Genomic DNA, 24,913 nt, shown 5'->3' on the forward strand with positions numbered 1-24,913 from the left:
TGTTACCTGCATCACCAGGGCGGCAGAAGTCCACTGCTGCCAGCCCCCCAAACTCATCCCATCAAATCCCGTTCAACAACCCCTTTACGCCACATTGTCGGCGACATTCCCAGCCGCTGGCGGAAGTGATGACGCAAAGTTTCCGGCGACCCAAACCCGGCCTGTTCGGCGACGCGGTCAATACTCAGGGTACCGTTTTCCAGCAGGGCGCAGGCTTTTTCCAGCCTGACGCTCAGCATCCATTCGCCCGGCGTGGTGCCGGTAGCATCATGAAAACGACGCAGGAAGGTGCGGCGGCTCATACCGGCTTGTTTGGCGAGCTGCCCAATCACCAGTGGCGTGTTGAGATGGCTGCGTAAATCGTCGAGCAGCGGGGCGAGTGTTTTTGCCTGATGCCGCGGTACCGGTTGCTGGATCAACTGTGCCTGATTCCCTTCACGCAGCGGCGGTGTCACCATCCGTCGTGCCGTGCGGTTAGCGACTTCAATACCGTAATCACGACGGATCAGGTGCAGACACAAATCGACGCCCGCCGCCCCCCCGGCAGAGGTGATGATGCTGCCTTCATCGACATAAATCATGCCGTGCTCAACCTGCACTTTAGGGAATTTTTGCGCCAGGACATCGGTACTGTTCCAGTGCGCCGTCGCACGCTTACCGTCCAGTAAACCTGCGGCGGCCAGCACGAAACTTCCCGCGCAGATCGACACAATTCTTGTCCCGTTGTGATGGGCCTTTTGCAGCGCAGCTATCAGCCGGTCAGATGCCGGTTCATGGATGCTTCGCCAGCCGGGGATCACAATCGTACCGGCATCTTCCAGCAGTTCCAGCCCGCCATCCACCAGCAGCCGCACGCCGCCTTGTGCGCCGAAAGTCCCTTCTTCTACCGACGCGACGGATAACGCGTACAACGGTTCGCCCGTCAGTTCATCGGCGCGCCCAAAGGCTTCGACGGCAATCCCAAACTCGAAGGTACAAAGACATTCATAAGCCAGCAGCACCAGTCGCCGGTTTGGCGCAGCGGGATGGCGGGAGGAAGACATCAGCGGCAGATCAGCTTTTTGCATAAAAGGATAACCCTCAGGTTGGCACGATCTTGACGATACATGGCATACCGGCAGATTTCTACTCCGTCGCCAATCCTCCATGCTAGGCGTCTCTTCTCCCCGCAGGATTTAAGCATGAAAAACACACTCGCACTGATGGCGGTTTGTCTGGCCGCTCTGATGTCGGGGCTGGAAATTTCCAGCGTCCCCGTATTATCGCCGGTACTCGAACAGGAACTGCATGCCAGCTTCCGTGAGCTTCAGTGGATCATGAACGCTTACACGCTCGCCTGTACCACGGTACTGATGGCGACCGGAACGCTGGCAGACCGTTATGGTCGGAAACGTGTTTTTATCATCAGCATTGCTGCGTTCGGGCTGACCTCGCTGATGTGTGGTCTCGCCGTTAGTGCGCAATGGCTTATCGCAGGACGTTTTCTTCAGGGGCTGAGCGGCGGTGCAATGCTGACCTGCCTGATTGCGATCCTTTCGTCGCAGTTTCCGCAGGGGAAAGCGCGCAGTCAGGCGTTTGCCGCCTGGGGGATTACGTTTGGTTTCGGGTTAGGATTTGGCCCGATCATCGGCGGCGCGCTGGTCGCCTGGCTGAGCTGGCGATGGGTGTTTCTGGTTCACGTTTTTATCGCCGTGCTGACCCTGATACTGGCGCTGAAAAACGTGGTGGAATCCCGTGACGCACAGGCTGAAAAACTGGATCTCGGCGGATTGGTGACCCTTTCGGTCACGGTCATGGGCGCGACGTACCTCATTACGCAGGGCGGCAGTTTGGGCTGGAACAGCGTCACAGCAGGTACCGTTCTGCTGGCAACCGCCATCAGTGCGGTGATGTTCATCCGGATTGAAACCCGCCATCCGCACCCGATGTTTGATTTTTCGGTATTCCGCGTTCGGGCATTTTCTGGTGCGCTGATGGGATCGGTCGGGATGAATTTCAGCTTCTGGCCGCTGATGATTTATCTGCCGGTGTACTATCAGGGCGGGCTGGGTTATGGCAGTGTCGCCACCGGTATGGCACTGCTGGCGTATACCTTACCCACGTTGCTGATGCCACCGCTCGGTGAAAAACTGACAACACGTTTCGGCGCGTCACGCCTGATCCCGCTGGGATTATTCACCATAGGCGCGGGTTTTATACTGATGCAAATCGCCGTCATTCATCATCTGAGCTTATTGCCGGGGGCGCTGCTGGCAGGCATCGCACTGGGGCTGACCAATACACCGGTAACCAATACCACGACCGGTTCCGTTGCGGCAAACCGCGCGGGAATGGCCTCAGGCATTGATATCAGTGCGCGACTGATTACGCTGGCTGTCAACATTGCGCTCATGGGAAACCTGCTGGTGGCGGGAATTGCAGCGAGCCTGAAAAAAGTCATGCCCGCATCAGGGGATTTATCTTCGCTGGCAGAACGTATTGCAGGCGGCTCAGCCATTGAAACCCTGCAAAGCGCACAGATTGCGCAGGCACTGACTGATGGCTTTGCAGGCATTCTGCTCTATGGCGCGGCAGGCGTCTGGATCCTGGCGCTTCTCAGTTATTGGCTTTTTAACGGCAGGGGGCGGCGTAAAACGATGTCTTGCGAGCCGTCATGAGTTAACAAATCCGTGTTGCATATCGTGCAGCGTGTTTTTGCGTAATGTCTTCCATTTGCCTGAAAAATAATCATTTTCCCTGCGCATCTTTTTACTGAATATGGCGTGATAGCCCTGCGGGACGGGGCTTCACGAAAATAGTCGTGATGCAAAATGATAATTTGATTAAGTACGACAACTGGCGTACATTGAGGGCTCATGAGTTTCAGAGAGATCAAATGGAAGGTGATCGAATGTTTGAAGAATGGAAATATTGAATTTGAGGCAAGACGCGGGATTCAGCTTAAGAATTTGTTAAGTACGGGTGACATCTCGCCCTTTGAAGTGGCTGCCTTAATCGGCAGGGCATCCGGAGATAATTATCAGGTTCGCCCCTACCATTTTGACAGCAGTATTGATGTCCACATCATCACCGTCAGTAGTGCCGGAGTACCCTGGTACATCAAGTGGTATTTTACAGAGCCCACCCGTGTTTTTATCAGCGTTCATCATTAAGGAAGAATATGATTATTTATAAAGTCGGGGACGAGAAAAAGGCGATGTGTGGCGTCTGTGAGGCTTTTCGCATTGTCAGCTATCAGCTGCGCGATGTGCCGTTTGATGACGGCAGCGGTAGGGTGAAAAATATCATCGCGGGCGTATGTAAAACCTGCGACAGCGTTGCGGTGATCCCTTTTCAGTCTGTGCCTGCCATCAAAAAGCAGTTGCAGATACAACGCAAAGCCGTGGAAACCCGTGTGCCTGCGCACATGATTGATCTGCTGAACATGGCGAGTGCGGAATTGGGGGCCACCCCTGATTTCGTGCCGTTACTGCTCAAATATTATATTCATCAGCTGGCATCAAACCCTGAAGCGGCCCTGCGCCTGGTGAACTTGCTGACGTCCGAACTGGCGACCGGTCTGGCCAATAAGCGCCTTTCCCTGAAAGGGCGCGAGATCGGTAATGATATCGAAAAACTCAAATCCCTGTCCCAGATCGACAACACCACAGAATTACTTAAAGGTGTGGTGCTGATGATTCATCATGACCTTCTGATCAATCCGGATGCCCAGCGCATCGCAGTGTTAAAGAGTTTTGTCGCCACCGTCGCCTGATATCCTTCCCCCCCGAAAAAATCTGATCCCCATCACATAAAGTTCCTGTTCTGCCTGCCGATAACTGTTCCAGATAATTCTCATTTGAAAAGGAACAACATGTTTAACCGTATGAAAGTGGTCACGGGCATCGTGATCTTACTGGTGGTCTTCGGTGCTTTACAGTTGGTATCCGGCGGCCTGTTCTTTAAATCGTTAAAGACAGACAAAGATAATTTCACCACTTCTCAGCAGATCCGTTTACAGCAGGCGGAATTTAATGCCAGCTGGATTTATCTCCTGCAAACCCGTAATACCCTCAACCGTGCAGGTATCCGTTTCATGCTGGATGCTAACCAGATGGGCAGCGGTGCAACGGTCAAAGAACTGATTGATACCGCAACCAAAGACCTGCAAATTGCCGATCAGCACTTTGCCAGTTATCAAAAAATCCCGGTTGATGCCAGCCAGAACCCACAGTTAGCCGCCGATGCCAAAAAGCAATATCAGGTGCTGCATGACGCGCTGTCGGAACTGATTGAGCTGATTGGCCTGGGACGTATCAATGACTTCTTCGAACAACCGACTCAGCAGTATCAGGACAACTTCGAAAAAGCGTTCGTCGCCTATATCGATCAGAACGACCGTTTATATAACGACGCGGTGAAGGTGAGCGAGAACTCCTTTACGCATGCCCTGTGGATGCTGGGCACTGTGTTGATTGTGCTGGCAATTTTCATCCTGCTGGCCTGGATTGGTGTGCAACGCATCCTGATCCATCCGCTGAGAAATATCGTCGATACCATCCGTAAAATTGCAACCGGTGATCTGACGCACGAAATAGTCGTGAAAAGCCGTAATGAAATCGGCCAGCTTGCCGATAGTCTCAAGTACATGCAGGACGAACTGATCCGCACGGTCTCCGGTGTACGCCACGGTGCTGACGCCATTTACAGCGGGGCAAGTGAAATCTCCGCAGGCAACAGCGATTTATCTTCACGTACTGAACAGCAGGCGTCTGCGCTGGAAGAAACCGCCGCCAGCATGGAACAGCTGACCGCGACCGTGAAGCAGAACGCCGAAAACGCCCGTCAGGCCAGCCAGCTGGCACTGAGCGCGTCCGAAACCGCACAGAAGGGCGGAAAAGTGGTGGCAAACGTGGTCGATACCATGAATGACATTGCCAGCAGCTCGAAAAAGATCACCGACATTACCGGTGTGATCGACGGGATTGCGTTCCAGACCAACATTCTGGCGCTGAACGCCGCCGTTGAAGCGGCGCGGGCGGGCGAGCAGGGGCGCGGATTTGCGGTTGTGGCCGGTGAGGTCCGTACCCTGGCGCAGCGCAGCGCCCAGGCAGCAAAAGAAATTAAAGGGCTGATTGATGATTCTGTCAGCCGCATTAATACCGGTTCAGTGCTGGCGGAAAGTGCCGGTGAAACCATGCATGACATGGTGAATGCCGTCACCCGTGTGACTGACATTATGGGCGAGATTACCTCGGCATCGGATGAACAAAGCCGCGGAATTGAGCAGGTCGCACAAGCGATTACTGAAATGGATCGGGTGACGCAGCAGAACGCCTCACTGGTTGAAGAATCCGCGTCCGCTTCTGCGGCGCTGGAAGAGCAGGCGAGCCTGCTGACGCAATCAGTGGCCGTGTTTACGCTGAGTCAGACCACAAATAACAACGTGCGCCAGAACCCGGCCTCTTCGTCAAGGCTGCCTCTGTTGACTCCGAACCTGACGGGTTCTAAGGCCGGTAACGGTGGAGCGCAGGGGGCAGATTTAACCGAAAACTGGGAAACTTTCTAAGTACGTATATGACATCGCAACCCGAAATAGTCAGGTTTGCCGTTAACGCAAGTGCAAACCTGAGTATGCAGGGTATAAGAATAAAGGTGCCGGTCTGGGCTGGCACCTAATGAGGTTACCCATGTTTAAGCACATCCGTGTGTCCACCTGCATGTTCCTGTTATTGATAGTGTTCTTTGTTATGCAACTGGTTAGCAGCGGGTTATCGCTGCAGGCCGCCCACACGGATAAATTGAATTTTGAGCAGATATCCAACACCGCTGAACAGCGTGATGCGCTCAGCCAGTCCTGGTCATATCTGTTGCAGACCCGTAATACCCTTAACCGCGCGGCAACGCGTCTGGCGCTGAAACAGCCCCAGGAAAATATCACTCAGCTGATGTCAGATGCCAAAGCCAGCCTGAAAAAAGCAGAAGAGGCTTACGCTGCGTTTCTGGCACTGCCACGCAGAACAGAAAAAGCCGTTGCACTGACCGCCGTGAACAAGGCCAGTTATCAGCAACTGCACGATATGTTGCAGACACTGACTGATCTGCTGTCCGCCGGCGACATGAATGGATTTCTGAACGGTCCGGCGCAAAAGTACCAGGATCAGTTCCAGAAAGATGTGGGTGATTACACCGATTACGTCGGCGCCCGCTTCCTTGAAGCGCAAATGCAAACGGCGGCGTCTTATCAAAATGTCATGATCAACACCTCCGTCGTACTGGTGCTGCTGATTGCCCTGACGGCACTGGCACTGGTCGTGACCCGCCGCATTCTGTTTACCCCGCTGACCATTATGCGCGGCCATTTCGACCGCATCGGAGCGGGTGATATTTCATCCCCCATCATTGCGCAAGGGCGTTACGAAATTAAAGTCATGCTGGAAAGCCTGCAACAGATGCAAACGTCGCTGGCAGAAACCGTGCGCACCGTGCGTCATGGCGCTGACACCATGTTCTCCGGCCTGAAAGGGATTGCGGCGGGCAACACCGATCTATCTTCACGTACTGAACAGCAGGCGTCGGCGCTGGAAGAAACCGCCGCCAGCATGGAACAGCTGACCGCCACCGTGAAACAGAATGCCGAAAATGCCCGTCAGGCCACGCAACTGGCGCGTGATGCGTCGAATACCGCTGAAAAAGGCGGTGAACTGACCGGCAACGTAGTGAAAACCATGAATGACATTGCAGGCAGCTCGAAGAAAATCAGTGCGATCACCAGCGTTATTGATGGCATTGCATTCCAGACCAACATTCTGGCGCTGAACGCGGCCGTTGAAGCGGCACGTGCCGGTGAACAGGGGCGTGGATTTGCGGTGGTGGCCGGCGAGGTGCGCAACCTGGCACAGCGCAGTGCACAGGCCGCAAAAGAAATTAAAGCGCTGATTGATGAATCTGTCAGCCGCGTCAGTCAGGGTTCCCAGCTGGTGGAATCCGCCGGAAATACCATGGATGACATCGTTCGTGCTGTCACCCGCGTTACCGACATCATGGGCGAAATCGCCTCGGCGTCTGACGAACAAAGTCGCGGCATCGAACAGGTATCGATTGCCGTGACCCAAATGGATCAGGTGACACAGCAAAACGCCACGCTGGTTCAGCAGGCCGCTTCTTCCACGCATGCGCTGGAAATCGAGTCTGAAAATCTGACCCGTGCGGTATCGGTGTTCCGCCTTGCCTCCGCTGAGGGTGCACGACAACACCGCAGCGGACAGGCTCAGGGCTTTACGCCTCGCCAGGTGGCCCAACCCGCGTTACTTCCGGCAACCGCACACGCGGCATCGGCAGATAACTGGGAAACCTTCTGATAACAGATGAAGAGTGAATTGGGTACCCGTTACACCACCTGTCCATTTAATGGAGCTGCACCATGAATCAACCAGGCTCGCCAATGAGTGCTGACAACACCTCGATCATGGCACAGATGATCCAGCGTTTACCGCTGTCCGATACCCATTTCCGCCGGATCAGTGAGCTTATCTATCAGCGCGCCGGTATTGTGCTGGCGGATCACAAACGCGAAATGGTCTACAACCGCCTGGTCCGGCGGTTGCGGATACTCGGATTGAATGATTTCACCAGCTATATGGCGTTGCTGGAAAACGACAGCAACAGCCCGGAATGGCAGGCGTTTATCAATGCGCTGACCACCAACCTGACGGCGTTTTTCCGCGAAGCGCATCACTTCCCGATCCTGGCGGAGCATGCCCGTTCGCGCCCGAATAATTACAGCGTCTGGAGCACGGCGGCCTCGACCGGCGAAGAACCGTATTCCATCGCCATGACGCTGAGCGAAGCGCTGGGGCCGAAGATGACGAGCTGCCGTATTCAGGCCAGTGACATTGACACGCAGGTGCTTGAGAAAGCCACTGCCGGGGTTTATCGCCTCGAAGAACTGCGCACGCTCAGCCCGCAGCAGCTACAGAAATTTTTCCTTAAAGGCACGGGCCCGCACAGCGGCCTGGTGCGTGTGCGTCCCGAACTGGCGCAGATGGTGGCTTTCCAGCAGTTGAATCTTCTGGCTAACCAGTGGCAGCTTAACGGTCCGTTTGATGCAATTTTCTGCCGTAATGTGATGATTTATTTCGATAAAGAAACGCAGGAGAAAATTTTACGCCGATTTGTTCCGTTGCTTAAACCGGGTGGCCTGATGTTTGCCGGACACTCCGAAAACTTCAGCCAAATCAGCCGGGAATTTTATTTGCGCGGTCAGACTGTCTACGGCCTCGCCAAGGAGAGGTAATGAATAAAATCAGAGTATTGAGCGTCGATGATTCGGCGTTAATGCGTCAGCTGATGACTGAAATCATCAACAGCCATCCGGATATGGAAATGGTGGCGACCGCCCCCGATCCGCTGGTGGCGCGCGATCTTATCAAAAAATTCAACCCGGACGTGCTGACGCTGGATGTTGAAATGCCGCGCATGGACGGCCTGGATTTTCTCGAAAAACTGATGCGTCTGCGTCCGATGCCGGTGGTGATGGTGTCCTCGCTGACCGGTAAAGGCTCGGAAATTACCCTGCGGGCACTGGAACTTGGCGCGATTGATTTTGTGACCAAACCGCAACTGGGGATCCGCGAAGGCATGCTGGCCTACAGCGAGATGATTGCCGATAAGATCCGCACGGCGTCAAAAGCGCGTCTGAACAAAAGCGTCAACATTGATCAGCCGCGCATTCTCAGCCATACGCCGTTGCTGAGCAGCGAAAAGCTGATTGCTATCGGCTCATCAACGGGCGGCACAGAGGCTATCCGCCACGTGCTGCAACCGCTGCCGCCAACCTGTCCGGCGCTGATGATCACCCAGCACATGCCGCCGGGGTTTACCCGTTCTTTCGCCGATCGTCTGAACAAGTTGTGTCAGATCACGGTGAAAGAAGCAGAAGACGGTGAGCGTGTTCTGCCGGGTCATGCGTATATCGCACCGGGCGACAGGCATATGGAACTGGTACGCAGTGGTGCCAACTATCAGGTTAAGTTGAACGACGGTCCGGCGGTGAACCGCCATCGTCCGTCGGTCGACGTTTTATTCCGTTCGGTGGCGCAGTTCGCCGGACGCAATGCCGTCGGGGTGATCCTGACGGGTATGGGCAATGACGGCGCCGCCGGCATGCTTGAGATGCACCGGGCAGGGGCTTACACCCTTGCACAAAACGAAGCCAGCTGTGTGGTGTTCGGTATGCCTCGTGAGGCTATCGCCGCAGGTGGCGTAAACGAAGTGGTGGATCTCAGCCAAATCAGCCAGCGGATGCTGGCGCAAATATCAGCCGGTCAGGCATTACGTATTTAATTTTTCAGCCTTGTGCTGGGTAGCAAACCTTAGGAGTAGATAAAACATGGCCGATCCAAATCTGAGATTTCTGGTAGTAGACGATTTCTCTACCATGCGTCGTATCGTGCGCAACCTGCTGAAAGAGCTGGGCTTCAACAACGTTGAAGAAGCAGAAGACGGTGTGGATGCGCTGAACAAACTGCGCGCCGGGGGTTTTGACTTCGTGGTATCCGACTGGAACATGCCCAACATGGACGGTCTGGATCTGTTAAAAACCATCCGTGCGGACGCTGCGCTGGGCAAATTGCCGGTGCTGATGGTGACGGCAGAAGCGAAGAAAGAAAACATCGTTGCCGCCGCACAGGCCGGGGCCAGTGGCTATGTTGTGAAACCTTTCACCGCCGCCACGCTGGAAGAAAAGCTGGGCAAAATCTTCGAAAAACTGGGCATGTAGGAGTACATATATGGCAGAGATACCAATGCCTGCAAATGATGCAGCCACCGCGGGCGATATTATCGCCCGCATTGGGCAACTGACCCGTATGTTGCGTGACAGTATGCGTGAACTTGGCCTGGATCAGGCCATTGCTCAGGCGGCAGAAGCGATCCCGGATGCCCGGGATCGTCTGGACTACGTGGTCACCATGACCGCTCAGGCGGCTGAACGCGCCCTGAACTGTGTCGAGGCCGCACAGCCACGTCAGAACAAACTGGAGTCGGATGCCAAAAAACTCGACAAGCGCTGGGACGAGTGGTTTGAAAATCCGATTGAATTATCGGATGCCCGCGAGCTGGTCACGGATACCCGCAGCTATCTGAAAGAAATCCCTGAGCACACCAGCTTCACCAATGCTCAGCTGATGGAAATCATGATGGCGCAGGACTTCCAGGATCTGACCGGTCAGGTGATCAAACGCATGATGACCGTCGTACAGGAAATCGAAAATCAGCTGTTAATGGTGCTGATGGAAAATATTCCTGAACAACAGGTCAAGGCGAAACGTGAAAACGACAGCCTGCTCAACGGCCCGCAACTCGATTCCAACGGTGTCGGCGTTGTGGCCTCACAAGAACAGGTAGACGATCTGCTGGATTCATTAGGTTTTTAATGTGTCTGCAAGTCCGCTATAAACACCCTTCCGTATCGCACTGAGGGGTGTTTTCCTTATCTGGAATTTTTTTCACATAAATTCATCTGCTGAATAGCCGCCATTTTTCCTCTCTAATTCATCAATAAATTTTCACCGCTTTTGTCATGCTATGCATGAAATTGTGCCCGTGGTGTTTTACATGCCGGGTAAATCCTGACAGGAACCGCCGGTGGCTGAAGAAAGCGATCTCGAAAAAAGTGAGGCCCCCACCGCACACAGGCTTGAAAAAGCGCGTGAGGAAGGGCAGATACCGCGCTCGCGCGAACTGACCTCAATCCTGATGCTGGGTGGCGGTTTAACGCTGCTGTGGATGTCGGGCGAATCGATGGCGCGGCAGCTTGGCGTGATGATTTCGCAAGGGCTTAAGTTTGATCACGGCATGGTCAGCGATGACCGGCAGGTTTTGCAGCAGATGGCGACGCTGCTGGGCCGCGCGGTCTGGGCATTACTGCCGGTGATCGGCGGCCTGATTTTGATTGCCCTCGCCGCACCGCTGTTACTCGGCGGCCTGATGTTCAGTGGCAAATCCTTTGAGTTCAAGTTCAGCCGTATGGATCCGATTGCCGGGTTTAAACGTTTATTTTCCGGGCAGGTGCTGGCGGAACTGCTGAAAGCCGTCCTGAAAGCCTTGCTGGTTGGCACCGTTGCCGGGTTGTATTTGTGGCATAAATGGCCGGATATGATGCGCCTCATGGCGCAACCGACCATTCCGGCGCTCGGTGAAGCGCTGAACATGGTGGTGTTCTGCGGGCTGATGGTGGTGCTTGGATTAACGCCGATGGTCGGTTTCGACGTGTTCTGGCAAATCTGGAGCAACCTGAAAAAGCTGCGCATGAGCAAGCAGGATATCCGCGACGAGCATAAAAGTCAGGAAGGGGATCCGCACGTTAAAGGGCGTATCCGCCAGCAGCAACGTGCGATGGCCCGACGCCGGATGATGGCCGATGTCCCTAAAGCGGACGTTATCGTGACCAACCCGACGCACTATGCCGTTGCGCTGCAATACAGTGAAAACAAAATGAGTGCACCGAAAGTCCTGGCGAAAGGGGCAGGAGACGTGGCGCTGCGCATCAGGGAACTCGGTGCCGAACATAAAATTCCGATGCTGGAAGCGCCGCCTCTGGCGCGTGCGCTTTACCGGCACAGTGATATTGGTCAGCAAATCCCGGCGACGCTCTATGCCGCCGTGGCTGAAGTTCTGGCCTGGGTTTATCAGCTAAAACGCTGGAAGCGCGAAGGCGGGCTGATCCCGAAAAAACCTCAACATTTGCCAGTCCCTGACGGTCTGGATTTTGCAGCAGGAGAGAGTGATACCCATGGCTAATCTGGCCGCGATACTGCGTTTACCCGCCAACTTTAAGTCCGGACAATGGCAGGTACTGGCAGGCCCAATTCTTATCCTGATCATCCTGTCGATGATGGTGTTGCCGTTGCCACCCTTCATCCTTGACCTGCTGTTCACCTTTAATATTGCATTATCCATCATGGTGTTGCTGGTAGCGATGTTTACCCAGCGCACGCTGGATTTCGCGGCATTCCCGACCATTCTGCTGTTTTCCACCTTATTACGTCTGTCGCTGAACGTTGCCTCGACCCGTGTGATTTTGCTGGAAGGGCATACCGGCGGCGCGGCGGCGGGGCGGGTAATTGAAGCTTTCGGCCACTTCCTGGTTGGCGGCAACTTTGCCATCGGTATCGTGGTGTTCATCATCCTGGTGCTGATCAACTTCATGGTTATTACCAAAGGTGCCGGGCGTATTGCTGAAGTGGGCGCGCGTTTCGTGCTCGACGGGATGCCCGGCAAACAGATGGCGATTGATGCGGATCTGAACGCCGGTCTGATTGGTGAAGACGAAGCGAAAAAACGCCGCAGCGAAGTGACGCAGGAAGCGGACTTCTACGGTTCAATGGACGGTGCGAGTAAGTTTGTGCGGGGTGATGCCGTTGCCGGTCTGATGATCATGATCATCAACGTCGTCGGCGGCCTGCTGGTCGGTGTGTTGCAACACGGGATGGATCTCGGTCATGCGGCTGAAAGTTATACCCTCCTGACCATCGGTGACGGTCTGGTCGCGCAGATCCCTGCGCTGGTTATCTCCACGGCGGCCGGTGTTATCGTGACCCGCGTCGGCACCAACGAAGACGTTGGCGAGCAGATGGTGACCCAGTTGTTCCGCAATCCGCGCGTCATGATGCTGAGTGCCGGTGTTCTGGGTTTACTCGGTATGGTGCCGGGCATGCCAAACTTTGTCTTCCTGATGTTCACCGCCGGGCTGCTGGCGCTGGCGTGGTGGACGCGCGGTCAGGAGCAGAAAAAAACTTCCACCGCCGAGGTCGCACCGGCCGTGGCGGACAACGGTAAACAAATGGTAGAAGCCAGCTGGCAGGACGTTCAGCTTGAAGATCCGCTGGGTATGGAAGTGGGCTACCGTCTGATCCCGATGGTGGATTTCGCACAAAACGGCGAGTTGCTGGGGCGTATCCGCAGTATCCGTAAAAAATTCGCGCAGGAAATGGGCTATCTGCCGCCGGTTATTCATATCCGCGATAACCTCGAACTGCCGCCTGCGGGCTACCGAATTCTGATGAAAGGCGTGGAAATCGGCACCGGCACGGCGCATCCCGGCCGCTGGATGGCAATCAATCCGGGCAGTGCGATTGGCGAATTGCCGGGCGAACCGACGGTGGATCCGGCCTTCGGGCTGGCGGCAGTCTGGATTGAACCCGCCATGCGCGAGCAGGCGCAAATTCAGGGTTATACCGTGGTGGAAGCCAGTACCGTGGTCGCCACGCACCTGAATCACCTGATCAGCATGCACGCCAGAGAACTGTTTGGCCGCCAGGAAACGCAGGAACTGATGGAGCGCGTCACCAAAGAAATGCCGAAGCTGACGGAAGATTTCATTCCGGGCGTCATTTCGCTGACTAACATGCACAAAGTGTTGCAGAACCTGTTATCCGAACGCGTTTCGATCCGCGATATGCGCACCATTGTTGAAACCCTGGCGGAATATGCGCCGAACCAGCCGGATCCTAACGAACTGACGTCCGTGGTGCGTGTTGCGCTCGGCAGGGCCATTACCCAGCAGTGGTTCCCCGGTAACGGCGAAGTACAGGTTATCGGGCTGGATACCTCTCTGGAACGCCTGTTGTTACAGGCACTGCAAAGCGGCGGCGGTCTGGAACCGGGTCTGGCTGAACGCTTGCTGACCCAGTCCGAGGCGGCATTACAACGTCAGGATATGCTCAGCGCGCCACCGGTTCTGCTGGTGAACCACGCACTGCGTCCGCTGTTGTCACGCTTCCTGCGCCGTTCACTGCCAAATATCGTGGTGATGTCGAATCTGGAGATGACCGACAGTCGCCAGATCCGCATGACGGCCACCATCGGCGGTGAATAACATGCGCCGCACCGCATTGTTGTTACTGACCGTACTGAGCCTGCCCGTGCTGGCCGCATCCGGCTCGTGGTCGGATACGCAGCGCGGTGTGGTATTGCAAAACCGTGGCGTGATGATGTCATCGGGTGCGTTAGCACCACCGGCCTCCGCGCCCGTGCGCAGTTCAGGCTCCGCCACCATCACAACGCTAAGCTGGAAATACGAAGTGCTCGGCGCAAGACCCGCCGGTCTGCAGGTAAAACTCTGCAACACCCTGAATCACTGCATAAGCCTGGAAGCCGAAAGCGGGGTAACCCAATCGTTTTACGGCCAGACCGCCACTTCGCCATTAAGGTTTATTTACTTTGTCCCCGGCGGCGGCGCGATGAATACGCCGCTGCGGGTGATGAGTAATCAGGTGATCGTGAACTATAAGTAAGTCGCCGGTTTTCCTCCCTTGTATCCCTCACGCTATTCTACTCCGCGCTGTCGCCGGTTCGACGGACATGTTCTGTTACCGCTATGGGTGGCGTAAAATGTCATCGGTCCGCGATTCCCGAATTTCAGCCTCCGAGCCTCGGGTCTCGCACCCTTGATTTGGTGCCATTTTTGAGCATGCCTGTGGGCATTTTTAAAGACACATCTGCATATTTCTATAGTGCTGATATTTTCCGGCAGCGTTACGGAGTTAACAAAAGGGAGCCGGTAAACGTGTAAAATATTTCCCTGTTTGCAGGAAGAGAAAAATGCTTAACAGGGAAATTGACTTTATGGCGCGGTAGGAACAGCCGCTGGTATTCCGTCGGAGATACTTTTAATGGGCGCTGGGTGGGCACAATCCCGAGCCAGAACCTCACGACCTGAATGGGGGAAATGGCATGAAAAACCGCCCTATGGTGACGACCCGACTGACCAGCGAAACATCAGGGAAGGCATAGCGTATGCAATTCAGAACGGCTATTAAGTTGGGCCACTACTTTTTAACGGTTTATTTGTTGGTTATGGTGGGTGGCTATTATTTTTTGAACCAACAAGATGACGCTCCGGATACATTAAAAACTGTCTCTCAGTTAAATAGTGAACACTGGCTTTACATGACGGAGCACAATACAGGCGGTGCAACAGTGCCTATCACATATCGTTATTACGTTGAGCCGAAAATAAAAGGCAGTGACCAGCAGATAGCAAAGCAACTCAGTGCGCTTGAGCCATTAATATCGGGAATGGGTTCTATAAATGATATTCATATTGATGATAAAAATCGCGTAACAGTTAATTACAGCGGGCGATTCATAAATATGGCGAGTGGTGTAGATCAGGTGACATTTGAAATACAGAGATAAAACCTCAGATAATAAAAAACCGCCATGTGCGGTTTTTTAATGCACCCCCTAAAAACCTTCCGCAAGCCGTCTCCCATTCTCAATGTTTGCTCATTTTATCGGTAATTCATGGACACTCACCGACAGTTGCCGGTTACTGCCGAACGCCCTGACACGCAAATGGCCGAAAGGTGAAAGGCTGATTGCTGAAGCGATGGGTGTAAGACCGGAACTCATCTGGCCGAGTCGCTACACCAGGATCACCTGTAACTGAGAACGACTCCCTCCCCTGCGAAGGGGAGGGTTGGGGTGGGGTATTAAATACAAATCAAAGTGTTGAAGTTTGCACTGATCAGGTGTTAGCCCTTAAAACCCCCTCCCAACCTCCCCTTCGCAGGGGGAGGAGCCAAGCAAACCGCGCCGTTCTGCTCATCAGGTGGGTAGTAAAAGATCGGGATAAATCAGAAGACGGGTTAATCTGACAGAGGTATCAGCAGGGGGCGGGATTTGAATAGCGGGGGAAATACGGAGGGGAAAACTTTCCCCTCGTCTGGCGCTAAACCGAGATCTTGCGTACGGTTTGCCCCGACACGGTTTCCTGCCCGTTCGGCCCGTAGAATTTTTGCGTCTGACTGGCGTTGAGGATCGCCAGCGCTTCGGTGTTATAGGCAATCTGCTTGCCCAGTAACATGCCGTTATGACGGTTAATCTGGCTCAGTTTGGTGGTCAGTTGCACCACCTCTTTCCACATCGCGGAAATCTCCGGCTGACGTGAATAGGGGGCTGCCTGCCTGAGGCGTTCGTCGTGCTGACGACGCTGTTTATCAAGATAGTCTACCGTGGCTAACAATGAGCTTTTTTGCTCGGTAATATGCTGCAAGGCTGCACCATTCACACGGCCTGAGCACAGTATCGTCTGTTCGTGATTAATCACCTGATCCAGCGCTTGCAACGTTTCAACCAAGGTAGTCATGGTCTTGATAAAGTTCTTCATCTGGCCTTATTACCTTCCAACTTTTTGTCTTTACACTGAGATCTTCAGTTTAAAAACCTTTGAGATAATCCTGCGTGTCCTGTAACAAAGCATCAGCAATTTTGCCGGTATCCATCGTCAGTTTACCGTCGCGGATAGCTTGTTTCAGTTCGTCGACACGTGCCGTGTTGATGTCCTGTGCACTTGACTGAGTCAGAGACGCTTGCGCTGAACTCAGGGTTACCGCCGTACCGCTGGTGGTGGTGCCAGAAACAGTGTCTTCTTTGCGCGCGTTCTGTACTGAAGCTTCAGACGGGTCGCGTTGCTGGATCGAGGTTAAAGGTGAAACACCTTGAGTACGATCGATAGCCATAAATTTCTTCTCCAGTATGGGGACTCAGGGTTTTGGAAATCTCATGAAAACCCTAAAAATGCCGTCACGGGACGACTCTGATACGTTTGTTATCGACATGTGGCGCAATAACTTTAACCTTTATTGCAGCTTTTTGCAGAGCAACCGCTGCACTTTAGGATTATATCGTCACTGTCACAGACCCATCCGAGCCTACCGTCCCGTTCACAATTGCACCTGACGGCATTCTGATCCGCACTGATTCATTGGCTGCAGCATTGTTCATCGCCTTACCGGCACTCGATACATTAAAACCACTGCCTGTTGCCTGAACCTGAACTTCCTGCCCCGCATGCACCATCCACGGCCGGCGCAGCATCGATAACGTTAACGGCTGGCCGATGCTGATGTTGCGCAGCGTAATACCATTAACAGCCTGTTTACTGTCAAGAATGGCCTTCGGCGGCAGCAGATCCAGCCGCCCGGTTTTCTGTTGCATATCTGTTTGCGCCAGGTGAGCGCCCGCCGGTACGTTCTTCGCCGCAACCCAGTAAGTTCCGCTGACCTGCACTTTGGTCTGAACGTAACTTTTCTGCCCGTTGCAGTTAACGGCCACAGAGACATTGCCCCAGGTGCGACTGTTCGGTGAAAGCATAAATTGTGGTGATAAGCACTGTGGCTGACGCGCCGCCGGGGTGTTCACGACCACGGTCACCTGCATCCCGCTGTCAGTATATTGCTGACGGAAGAATTGCTGGAGTTGCGAGGACAGCAGTGTATCGCTATTGGAGGAGGCCGGCACGCTTTTGACGGGCAAAGACTGCGCATAGCTCGTAGCACCAGACGTTACACCAATCATGATGCAGCCCAGCGCAATACCTAAACGACGGATTTTCAGCATGTTCATACGCAATTTACCTTTGTGCCAACCTACTACTGGCGACAAGTCTACGCTCACTTTGCAATTCCTAAAGGGACAAATAGCACCCGATTTCATGCTTATTCAGACGATAGCCAGTTGACACTCGCATTTATGCTGTCGACTCCAAAATCTCACTTTGCGGAGGGCGCATGCTCGACAAATTGAACGCCGCACTACAGTTCCAACAGGAAGCGCTCAACCTGCGCGCCCAGCGGCAAGAAATTCTTTCAGCCAATATCGCTAACGCCGATACCCCGGGGTATCAGGCACGCGATATCGATTTTGCCAGTCAGTTGCAGAAGGTGATGGAGCAGGGGCGTGCGAGTGGCAGCGGCATCTCTTTGTCTCTGACGTCGGATCGTCATATTGCGGCGGCCAATGTACAGCCTGCTGATATGGATCTGATGTACCGGATCCCTGACCAGCCATCGGCAGATGGCAACACGGTCGATATGGATCGTGAACGTACCAATTTTGCAGATAACAGCGTGCGCTATCAGACCGATTTGACCGTTCTCGGCGGACAAATCAAAGGGATGATGTCGGTGCTGCAAGGATAATAGCCCATGTCAATGCTTGGTATTTTTGATATCGCCGGTTCTGCGCTGGCCGCGCAGTCTCAGCGCCTGAACGTCAGCGCCAGTAACATGGCCAACGCCGACAGCGTCACCGGCCCGGATGGTAAGCCATATAAAGCGAAGCAGGTGGTTTTCCAGGTAGATGCGGCACCGGGTCAGGAAACCGGCGGCGTGAAAGTGGCGCAGGTTGTTGATGACCCGGCACCGATGCGCATGGTGTATGAACCGGGTAATCCGATGGCGGATGCAAAGGGCTATGTGCAGATGCCAAACGTAGATGTGGTCAGCGAAATGGTCAATACCATCTCCGCTTCCCGCAGTTATCAGGCTAACGTCGAAGTGCTTAACACCACCAAGTCGTTAATGATGAAAACCCTCACTCTGGGGCAATAGCGGAGCGAATCATGGCAATTACCACGTCGATTAATGACACCACTGATAACACGACGGTCGCCGGTACCCGTTCCGGTGGCTCGTCCACGACCGGCACCAGTTCTGCAGATGATCTGTCCAGCAGCTTCCTGACTCTGCTGGTCGCCCAGCTGAAAAACCAGGATCCCACCAATCCGATGGATAACAGTCAGCTCACCACCCAGCTCGCACAAATCAGCACCGTCAGCGGGATTGAAAAACTCAATACCACGCTGGGCAGCATTTCCGGGCAAATCACCAGTGGTTCGTCAGTGCAGGCAAGCTCACTGATCGGGCATGGCGTGATGGTGTCCGGCAGCGCAATTCTGGTCGGCAGTGAGACGGACGGCACGGTCAGCACCACGCCATTCGGATTTGAACTGGAAACGGCCTCCGATACCACCACCGCCACGGTCAGCGACGCCACCGGTAAAGTGGTGAAAACCATCACGCTGGGCGCCCAGACTGCCGGTGTGCACAGCTATAGCTGGGACGGTACACAGGACGATGGCACCAAAGCACCGGATGGCAGCTACACCTTCAGCATCAATGCCCTGAACAATGGTCAGCAAATGGTGGCAACACCGCTGAACTATGCGCTGGTCAATGGTGTAACGACAGATTCAGCCGGGAATACTGCGTTGGATCTGGGCGTACGCGGAACCGCGAAAGTCGATTCCGTACGCCAGATTTTGTAAGCGAGTCACTCAGACCGCTCCCTCCCTGCTAAGGGGAGGAGCTAACAACACCACACACAGTAAAATGGAGCTAACATGAGCTTTTCTCAAGCAGTCAGCGGCCTGAGCGCGGCATCGACTAACCTCGATGTGATTGGTAACAACATTGCCAACTCCGCGACCGTGGGTTTTAAAACAGCCACCGCCTCTTTTGCCGATATGTTCGCCGGTTCCCAGACCGGTATGGGCGTTAAAGTCGCCGCCGTCACCCAGAATTTCAATGACGGTACCACCACTAACACCTCCCGCGGTCTGGATGTGGCACTGAGCGGCAACGGTTTCTTCCGTCTGACTGACACCAGTGGCGCGGTTTATTACTCCCGTAATGGTCAGTTCTCACTTGATGCCAACCGTAACCTGGTGAACATGCAGGGTCTGAGCGTGACCGGTTATCCGGCAACCGGTACACCACCGACTATCGCGGCGGGTGCACAACCGGTTGCCCTGAACATTCCGACCACCATGATGAGCGCGAAAGCCTCTACCGTGGGTACGATGGTGGCCAACCTGAACTCCACGGATAAGGCGATCCCGGCCACCAAAACGTTCAGCAGCAGCGATGACACCAGCTACAACTACGTCAACAGCATCACCACCTATGACTCACAGGGTAATGCCCACGATAACAACGTCTACTTCGTGAAAACCTCGGCCAATAACTGGGATGTTTACGCGCAAGACGGCAGCGTGGCAGGTTCAGCCGCCGCCAAAATTGGTGCGATGCAATTTGATACCAGTGGTGCACTGGTCAGCACGACCAATGCGGCCGGTACTGCAAACCCCGGTCTGGCACTGACGTTACCCATGAATACCGCCACGAACGGTACGGTAACACCGCAAACCGTGTCCCTCGATTTCACCGGCAGTATCCAGCAGAGCACCGGCAGCGACAGCATCGGTTCCCAGACTCAGGATGGTTATGCAGCGGGTCAGATGACCGGTTACACCATCAATGACGACGGCACGATCGCCGGTACTTACTCCAACAACAAAACCCAGTTACTGGGCCAGATTGTGCTGAGTAACTTCTCTAACCCGGAAGGGTTGAAATCTGAAGGTGACAACGTCTGGACGGCAACCTCTTCCTCCGGCCAGGCTGTGACCGGCATTGCAGGTCAGGGCGGTTTAGCCTCAATGACCAGCGGCGCGCTGGAATCTTCCAACGTCGATCTGAGTGCGGAACTGGTCAACATGATTGTTGCTCAGCGTAACTACCAGTCGAATGCGCAGACCATCAAAACTCAGGACTCCATCCTGAACACGCTGGTTAACCTGCGTTAATACGCGTTTTATCACCTGAGAACAGGGCAGCATTATGGATCACGCTATCTACACCGCAGGCGGTGCAGCCAGCCAGACGCTGGTTCAGCAGTCGGTGACCTCAAGTAACCTGGCTAACGCCAATACACCGGGCTTCCGCTCGCAGCTTTTAGCGATGCGCGCCGTGCCGGTGGACGGTCAAAGCCTGCAAACCCGCACGCTGGTCACGGCATCTACGCCGGGCGCAGATATGACGCAGGGCAAACTGAACTACACCGGCCGTCCGCTGGATGTGGCTTTACAGCAGGACGGTTTCCTTGCGGTGCAGATGCCTGATGGCTCTGAAGCCTATACCCGTAACGGTGACATGCAAGTGTCACCGACTAACCAGCTGACCGTTCAGGGTCATCCGGTGATGGGGGATAACGGCCCGATTGAAGTTCCGCCGAACTCTCAGCTGACGGTCTCTGCCGACGGAACGATCGCCGTGCTTGAAGCCGGTGCTGACCCGAACACCATGGGTCAGCTCGGTAAGCTCAAGCTGGTGAAAGCGGCCAACAATGAAGTCGCCCGTGGCGATGACGGCATGTTCCGGCCAACACCGGCAACCGTTCAGGCGCGCGGTGCTGCTTTACAGGCTGACCCGACCATTCACGTCATGCCCGGAACGCTTGAGGGCAGTAACGCGGATCCGGTTTCCACCATGGTTGACATGATTGCCAACGCCCGCCGCTTTGAGATGCAGATGAAAGTCATCCACAGCGTCGATGAAAATGAACAGAGTGCCAATAATCTGCTGTCAATGAGCTGATGATGGCAGAGGAGTAATGACATGATCCCATCGCTGTATATTGCGAAAACCGGTCTGGATGCCCAGCAGACCAATATGGATGTAATCGCCAACAACCTGGCGAACGTCAGCACCAACGGCTTTAAACGCCAGCGTGCGGTATTTGAAGACCTGCTTTACCAGACAGTCCGTCAGCCTGGTGCGCAGTCTTCTGAGCAAACCAACCTGCCATCCGGTTTGCAGATTGGTACCGGTGTGCGTCCGGTTTCTACCGAACGTCTGTTCTCGCAGGGCAACCTGTCGCAGACCAGCAACAGCAAAGACATCGCCGTTAAAGGGGAAGGTTTCTTCCAGGTGCAGTTGCCGGATGGCACAACGGCCTATACCCGTGACGGGTCTTTCCAGGTTGATCAGAACGGTCAGCTGGTGACCTCCAGCGGTTATCAGATTATCCCTGCGATCACCGTTCCGGCGAATGCGCTGAGCATGACTGTAGGACGTGACGGTATCGTCAGTGTGACCACACAAGGTCAGACCGCGGCACAGCAGGTCGGTCAGCTGACGCTGAGCACCTTCATCAACAACAGCGGTCTGGAATCCTTGGGTGAAAACCTGTACCAGGAAACCCAAAGCTCCGGCGCACCCACCGAAAGCACACCGGGCCTGAACGGCGCGGGCCTGTTGTATCAGGGTTATGTGGAAACCTCTAACGTCAACGTGGCGGAAGAACTGGTCAACATGATCCAGACCCAGCGTGCATACGAAATTAACAGTAAAGCCGTGTCCACGTCGGACGAAATGCTACAGAAACTTTCCCAGCTGTAATGTTTGGCGGTTGAGTGAAAACAAGAGGACAGGGGCACAAACGCTTCTGTCCTGAACCGGTTCAGATCCCTACCAGGTCGATTTTTTAAAGGCGATAACTGTGGTGACCAAAAAAAACACGTCGGTAATGACTTCTTCTAAAGACCGACCAGGCAAGCTGGTGCTGCCGCTGTTAATCACGCTACTGGCGAATGGCTGCGCGTATATGCCGCATACCCCGCTGGTACCCGGAGCAACCACAGCGACCCCTGCGCCTGCGGCACCGCCGGTTCCTAACGGTTCGATTTTCCAGTCAGTTCAGCCAATGAACTACGGTTATCAGCCTCTGTTTGAAGACCGTCGTCCACGTAACGTCGGTGACACACTGACCATCGTCTTGCAGGAAAACGTCAGTGCCAGCAAAAGCTCCTCGGCCAACGCCAGCCGCAACGGGGCAACGACCTTTGGCGCCGCAACATCGCCGCGTTATCTGGAAGGGCTGTTCGGCAATGCCCGTGCCGACCTCGATATGTCCGGTGCCAACACCTTTGCCGGTAAAGGCGGCGCAGCAGCCAATAATACTTTCAGCGGCACTCTGACCGTGACGGTGGCGGAAGTGCTGGCAAACGGCAATCTGAAAGTTGTCGGTGAGAAACAAATCGAAATTAATCAGGGGACCGAATTCATCCGGTTCTCCGGTGTGGTTAACCCGCGCACCATCAGCGGTTCGAACGCCGTTATCTCCACACAGGTGGCAGATGCACGCATCGAGTACGTCGGGAATGGCTACATCAATGAAGCGCAGAACATGGGCTGGTTGCAGCGGTTCTTCTTAAACTTATCGCCGTTATAACGAGGCAATCATGCGTAAACTCCTTTCCGGTCTTCTCTGTCTGGCGATGTCCGCCCTGGTGGTACTGCCCGCATCCGCCGACCGTATTCGTGATCTGACGACGGTACAAGGTGTGCGCGATAATGCCCTGATCGGCTACGGTCTGGTGGTGGGCCTTGACGGCACCGGTGACCAGACCACCCAAACGCCTTTTACCACCCAGACGCTGACCAACATGTTGTCCCAGCTCGGTATTACCGTACCGGCAGGCACCAACATGCAGCTGAAAAACGTCGCGGCCGTCATGGTCACGGCCAAAATGCCGCCGTTTTCCCGCGCCGGTCAGGCCATCGATGTCGTGGTTTCATCAATGGGTAACGCCAAAAGTATTCGCGGCGGCACCTTGCTGATGACCCCGATGAAAGGGGTGGATAATCAGGTTTATGCCCTGGCACAGGGTAACGTGCTGGTCGGCGGTGCAGGCGCATCCGCCGGTGGCAGCAGCGTGACGGTTAACCAGGTATCCGGCGGGCGTATCACCGGCGGGGCGACGATTGAGCGTGAATTGCCAAGCACTTTCGGCACCGAAGGCGTGATCAGCCTGCAACTCAATGACGAAGATTTCAACCTGGCGCAGCAGATCAGCGACGCGATCAACCGTCAGGGGATGGGCACCGCCTCCGCCCTGGATTCCCGCAATATTCAGGTGATCGTGCCGCGTGGCAACACCTCTCAGGTGCGCATTCTGGCGCAGATCCAGAATATCGAAGTGAACGTCGGGCCGATGGATGCGAAAGTCATCATCAACTCCCGTACCGGTTCCGTGGTCATGAACCGCGATGTGACCCTGGATAACTGTGCGGTCGCACAGGGCAATCTGTCTGTGGTGGTCGATCGCCAGAATGATGTCAGCCAGCCGAATACGCCGTTTGGCGGCGGTCAGACGGTGGTGACGCCGAATACCAATATTTCTGTACGCCAGTCCGGCGGGTCGATTCAGCAGGTGCGTTCCAGTGCCAGCCTGAATAACGTTGTCCGCACCCTGAATGCGCTGGGCGCGACGCCTATCGATCTGATGTCCATTCTGCAGGCCATGAAAACAGCCGGATGCCTGCGTGCCGATTTGGAAATTATCTGATGAGTGATCTGATGTCGATGTCAGGGGCGGCGTATGACACGCAGTCCCTTAACAAACTGAAGCGGGATGTGGCGCAGGATCCTCAGGCGCACATCAAAGAAGTGGCGAAGCAGTTTGAAGGGGTTTTCGTGCAGATGATGCTGAAAAGCATGCGTCAGGCGCTGCCGCAGGGCGGTATTCTGGATAACGAATCCACCAAGCTTTATACATCGATGTACGATCAGCAAATTGCCCAGGACATGTCCGACAAAGGGCTGGGCATGGCCGACATGATGGTCGAACAACTGACCGGCGGCAGCAAGCAACCGTCAGAACTGGCGGGGACGGTGCCGATGGCGCTGGACGGTGAAGTACTGAAAACCCTGCCGGTTCAGGCCATGGAACAGTATCTGCGTAAAGTCATTCCGACTGCGCCGGACCGCACCACCGGCGGCGCACCGTTGCCAGCCGACAGCGGACAGTTCGTGTCCAGCCTGACCATTCCGGCACAGGTCGCCAGTAAAGACAGCGGGATTTCGCATCAGCTGATCATGGCGCAGGCTGCGCTGGAATCCGGCTGGGGCCAGCGTGAAATCCCGACCGCTGACGGCAAACGCAGCTTCAACCTGTTCGGTATCAAAGCGGGCAGCAGCTGGGACGGCCCGACCACGCAGATCACCACCACGGAATACACCAACGGCGTGGCGAAAAAAGTGCAGGCCAGTTTCCGCGTGTATGGCTCCTATGTGGAAGCCATCAGTGACTACATCAAATTGCTCACCAATAACCCGCGTTATGCGCAGGTTGCCTCTGCCAATACCCCTGAACAAGCCGCGCATGCCCTGCAACGCGCAGGCTACGCGACCGATCCGAATTATGCCGACAAACTGGTGAGTGTGATCCAGAAAATTAAAGGCGCGGGCGAGCAGGCGGTGAAAGCCTATAGCCATGATTTAAAAGATATCTTCTAGACCTGCA

The 24,913-nt window shown here is 54.8% G+C and carries 27 protein-coding genes and 1 pseudogene; 24 read left to right on the forward strand and 4 right to left on the reverse strand.

Annotation, left to right across the window (positions count from 1 at the left end; translation table 11 throughout):
- Positions 1-53: 53 nt before the first annotated feature.
- A complete protein-coding gene (locus tag RAHAQ2_RS09020) occupies positions 54-1,067 on the reverse strand; it encodes a helix-turn-helix domain-containing protein (RefSeq protein ID WP_015696928.1) in 1,014 nt (337 codons plus the stop codon).
- A 114-nt stretch (positions 1,068-1,181) separates the two neighbouring features.
- On the opposite strand from RAHAQ2_RS09020, the gene RAHAQ2_RS09025 reads away from it, so the two are divergent.
- The 15 genes and pseudogenes from RAHAQ2_RS09025 to RAHAQ2_RS24880 all read left to right on the forward strand — a co-directional run.
- Complete coding sequence (locus tag RAHAQ2_RS09025; RefSeq protein ID WP_015696929.1) at positions 1,182-2,657, forward strand: MFS transporter; 1,476 nt, start codon at positions 1,182-1,184, stop codon at positions 2,655-2,657.
- Between the two features lie 198 nt (positions 2,658-2,855).
- Positions 2,856-3,152 carry a hypothetical protein gene (locus RAHAQ2_RS09030; protein ID WP_015696930.1) on the forward strand — a complete coding sequence of 99 codons (297 nt, stop codon included), beginning with the start codon at positions 2,856-2,858 and terminating at the stop codon, positions 3,150-3,152.
- An 8-nt stretch (positions 3,153-3,160) separates the two neighbouring features.
- Positions 3,161-3,754, forward strand: coding sequence for a hypothetical protein (locus RAHAQ2_RS09035; protein WP_015696931.1), 594 nt, complete (start codon positions 3,161-3,163; stop codon positions 3,752-3,754).
- Positions 3,755-3,853: 99 nt separating this feature from the next.
- Positions 3,854-5,548: a methyl-accepting chemotaxis protein gene (locus RAHAQ2_RS09040; RefSeq protein ID WP_015696932.1), complete on the forward strand. Its 1,695-nt coding sequence runs from the start codon at positions 3,854-3,856 to the stop codon at positions 5,546-5,548.
- Positions 5,549-5,669: 121 nt separating this feature from the next.
- Complete coding sequence (locus RAHAQ2_RS09045) at positions 5,670-7,340, forward strand: methyl-accepting chemotaxis protein (RefSeq protein ID WP_015696933.1); 1,671 nt, start codon at positions 5,670-5,672, stop codon at positions 7,338-7,340.
- A gap of 62 nt (positions 7,341-7,402) precedes the next feature.
- Positions 7,403-8,275: a protein-glutamate O-methyltransferase CheR gene (gene cheR / locus RAHAQ2_RS09050; RefSeq protein WP_015696934.1), complete on the forward strand. Its 873-nt coding sequence runs from the start codon at positions 7,403-7,405 to the stop codon at positions 8,273-8,275.
- Positions 8,275-9,324, forward strand: coding sequence for a protein-glutamate methylesterase/protein-glutamine glutaminase (locus RAHAQ2_RS09055; protein WP_015696935.1), 1,050 nt, complete (start codon positions 8,275-8,277; stop codon positions 9,322-9,324). Before cheR ends, RAHAQ2_RS09055 begins: the two co-directional genes overlap by 1 nt.
- 46 nt (positions 9,325-9,370) lie before the next feature.
- Positions 9,371-9,760, forward strand: coding sequence for a chemotaxis response regulator CheY (cheY, locus tag RAHAQ2_RS09060; RefSeq protein ID WP_013575154.1), 390 nt, complete (start codon positions 9,371-9,373; stop codon positions 9,758-9,760).
- A gap of 10 nt (positions 9,761-9,770) precedes the next feature.
- The gene (cheZ, locus tag RAHAQ2_RS09065) at positions 9,771-10,415 is read left to right on the forward strand and encodes a protein phosphatase CheZ (protein ID WP_015696936.1); all 645 of its coding nucleotides are present in this window, start codon (positions 9,771-9,773) and stop codon (positions 10,413-10,415) included.
- Positions 10,416-10,626: 211 nt separating this feature from the next.
- Positions 10,627-11,781: a flagellar biosynthesis protein FlhB gene (gene flhB, locus RAHAQ2_RS09070; protein ID WP_015696937.1), complete on the forward strand. Its 1,155-nt coding sequence runs from the start codon at positions 10,627-10,629 to the stop codon at positions 11,779-11,781.
- On the forward strand, positions 11,774-13,858 hold the full coding sequence (flhA, locus tag RAHAQ2_RS09075) for a flagellar biosynthesis protein FlhA (protein ID WP_015696938.1): 2,085 nt from the start codon (positions 11,774-11,776) through the stop codon (positions 13,856-13,858). The genes flhB and flhA overlap by 8 nt, the downstream gene beginning before the upstream one ends.
- A 1-nt stretch (position 13,859) precedes the next feature.
- A complete protein-coding gene (locus RAHAQ2_RS09080; protein ID WP_015696939.1) occupies positions 13,860-14,276 on the forward strand; it encodes a flagellar protein FlhE in 417 nt (138 codons plus the stop codon).
- Between the two features lie 378 nt (positions 14,277-14,654).
- Positions 14,655-14,801, forward strand: coding sequence for a hypothetical protein (locus tag RAHAQ2_RS24875; RefSeq protein ID WP_238485871.1), 147 nt, complete (start codon positions 14,655-14,657; stop codon positions 14,799-14,801).
- A complete protein-coding gene (locus RAHAQ2_RS09085; protein ID WP_015696940.1) occupies positions 14,779-15,180 on the forward strand; it encodes a hypothetical protein in 402 nt (133 codons plus the stop codon). Before RAHAQ2_RS24875 ends, RAHAQ2_RS09085 begins: the two co-directional genes overlap by 23 nt.
- 136 nt (positions 15,181-15,316) lie before the next feature.
- Positions 15,317-15,433: pseudogene (locus tag RAHAQ2_RS24880) on the forward strand (helix-turn-helix domain-containing protein); the annotation flags it as partial.
- Between the two features lie 282 nt (positions 15,434-15,715).
- Here RAHAQ2_RS24880 and RAHAQ2_RS09090 read toward each other — a convergent pair.
- From RAHAQ2_RS09090 to flgA, 3 genes are all read right to left on the reverse strand, one after another.
- Positions 15,716-16,153, reverse strand: a complete 438-nt coding sequence (locus tag RAHAQ2_RS09090; protein ID WP_015696941.1) for a flagella synthesis protein FlgN — start codon at positions 16,151-16,153, stop codon at positions 15,716-15,718.
- Between the two features lie 49 nt (positions 16,154-16,202).
- Positions 16,203-16,505: a flagellar biosynthesis anti-sigma factor FlgM gene (gene flgM, locus RAHAQ2_RS09095; RefSeq protein WP_015696942.1), complete on the reverse strand. Its 303-nt coding sequence runs from the start codon at positions 16,503-16,505 to the stop codon at positions 16,203-16,205.
- Positions 16,506-16,665: 160 nt separating this feature from the next.
- Positions 16,666-17,391, reverse strand: a complete 726-nt coding sequence (gene flgA, locus RAHAQ2_RS09100; RefSeq protein ID WP_148267122.1) for a flagellar basal body P-ring formation chaperone FlgA — start codon at positions 17,389-17,391, stop codon at positions 16,666-16,668.
- A gap of 164 nt (positions 17,392-17,555) precedes the next feature.
- Between flgA and flgB the strand changes: the two genes are divergently transcribed.
- The 9 genes from flgB to flgJ all read left to right on the forward strand — a co-directional run bounded on the left by flgB (position 17,556) and on the right by flgJ (position 24,906).
- Positions 17,556-17,966, forward strand: a complete 411-nt coding sequence (flgB, locus tag RAHAQ2_RS09105) for a flagellar basal body rod protein FlgB (RefSeq protein WP_015696944.1) — start codon at positions 17,556-17,558, stop codon at positions 17,964-17,966.
- Positions 17,967-17,972: 6 nt separating this feature from the next.
- Positions 17,973-18,377, forward strand: a complete 405-nt coding sequence (gene flgC, locus RAHAQ2_RS09110; RefSeq protein ID WP_013575164.1) for a flagellar basal body rod protein FlgC — start codon at positions 17,973-17,975, stop codon at positions 18,375-18,377.
- 11 nt (positions 18,378-18,388) lie between these two features.
- Entirely contained in the window at positions 18,389-19,093 is a 705-nt protein-coding gene (gene flgD / locus RAHAQ2_RS09115) for a flagellar hook assembly protein FlgD (RefSeq protein ID WP_015696945.1), read from the forward strand.
- Between the two features lie 75 nt (positions 19,094-19,168).
- Entirely contained in the window at positions 19,169-20,413 is a 1,245-nt protein-coding gene (gene flgE / locus RAHAQ2_RS09120) for a flagellar hook protein FlgE (protein ID WP_015696946.1), read from the forward strand.
- Positions 20,414-20,447: 34 nt separating this feature from the next.
- Positions 20,448-21,203: a flagellar basal body rod protein FlgF gene (locus RAHAQ2_RS09125; RefSeq protein ID WP_015696947.1), complete on the forward strand. Its 756-nt coding sequence runs from the start codon at positions 20,448-20,450 to the stop codon at positions 21,201-21,203.
- 21 nt (positions 21,204-21,224) lie between these two features.
- A complete protein-coding gene (flgG, locus tag RAHAQ2_RS09130; RefSeq protein ID WP_015696948.1) occupies positions 21,225-22,007 on the forward strand; it encodes a flagellar basal-body rod protein FlgG in 783 nt (260 codons plus the stop codon).
- Positions 22,008-22,134: 127 nt separating this feature from the next.
- Entirely contained in the window at positions 22,135-22,839 is a 705-nt protein-coding gene (locus RAHAQ2_RS09135) for a flagellar basal body L-ring protein FlgH (RefSeq protein ID WP_072010213.1), read from the forward strand.
- Positions 22,840-22,849: 10 nt separating this feature from the next.
- Positions 22,850-23,956 carry a flagellar basal body P-ring protein FlgI gene (locus RAHAQ2_RS09140; protein WP_015696950.1) on the forward strand — a complete coding sequence of 369 codons (1,107 nt, stop codon included), beginning with the start codon at positions 22,850-22,852 and terminating at the stop codon, positions 23,954-23,956.
- Positions 23,956-24,906, forward strand: a complete 951-nt coding sequence (flgJ, locus tag RAHAQ2_RS09145; RefSeq protein WP_015696951.1) for a flagellar assembly peptidoglycan hydrolase FlgJ — start codon at positions 23,956-23,958, stop codon at positions 24,904-24,906. The genes RAHAQ2_RS09140 and flgJ overlap by 1 nt, the downstream gene beginning before the upstream one ends.
- Positions 24,907-24,913 lie beyond the last annotated feature (7 nt).

Source organism: Rahnella aquatilis CIP 78.65 = ATCC 33071 (assembly GCF_000241955.1).
In the GTDB taxonomy this organism is placed as follows: Bacteria; Pseudomonadota; Gammaproteobacteria; order Enterobacterales; family Enterobacteriaceae; genus Rahnella; species Rahnella aquatilis.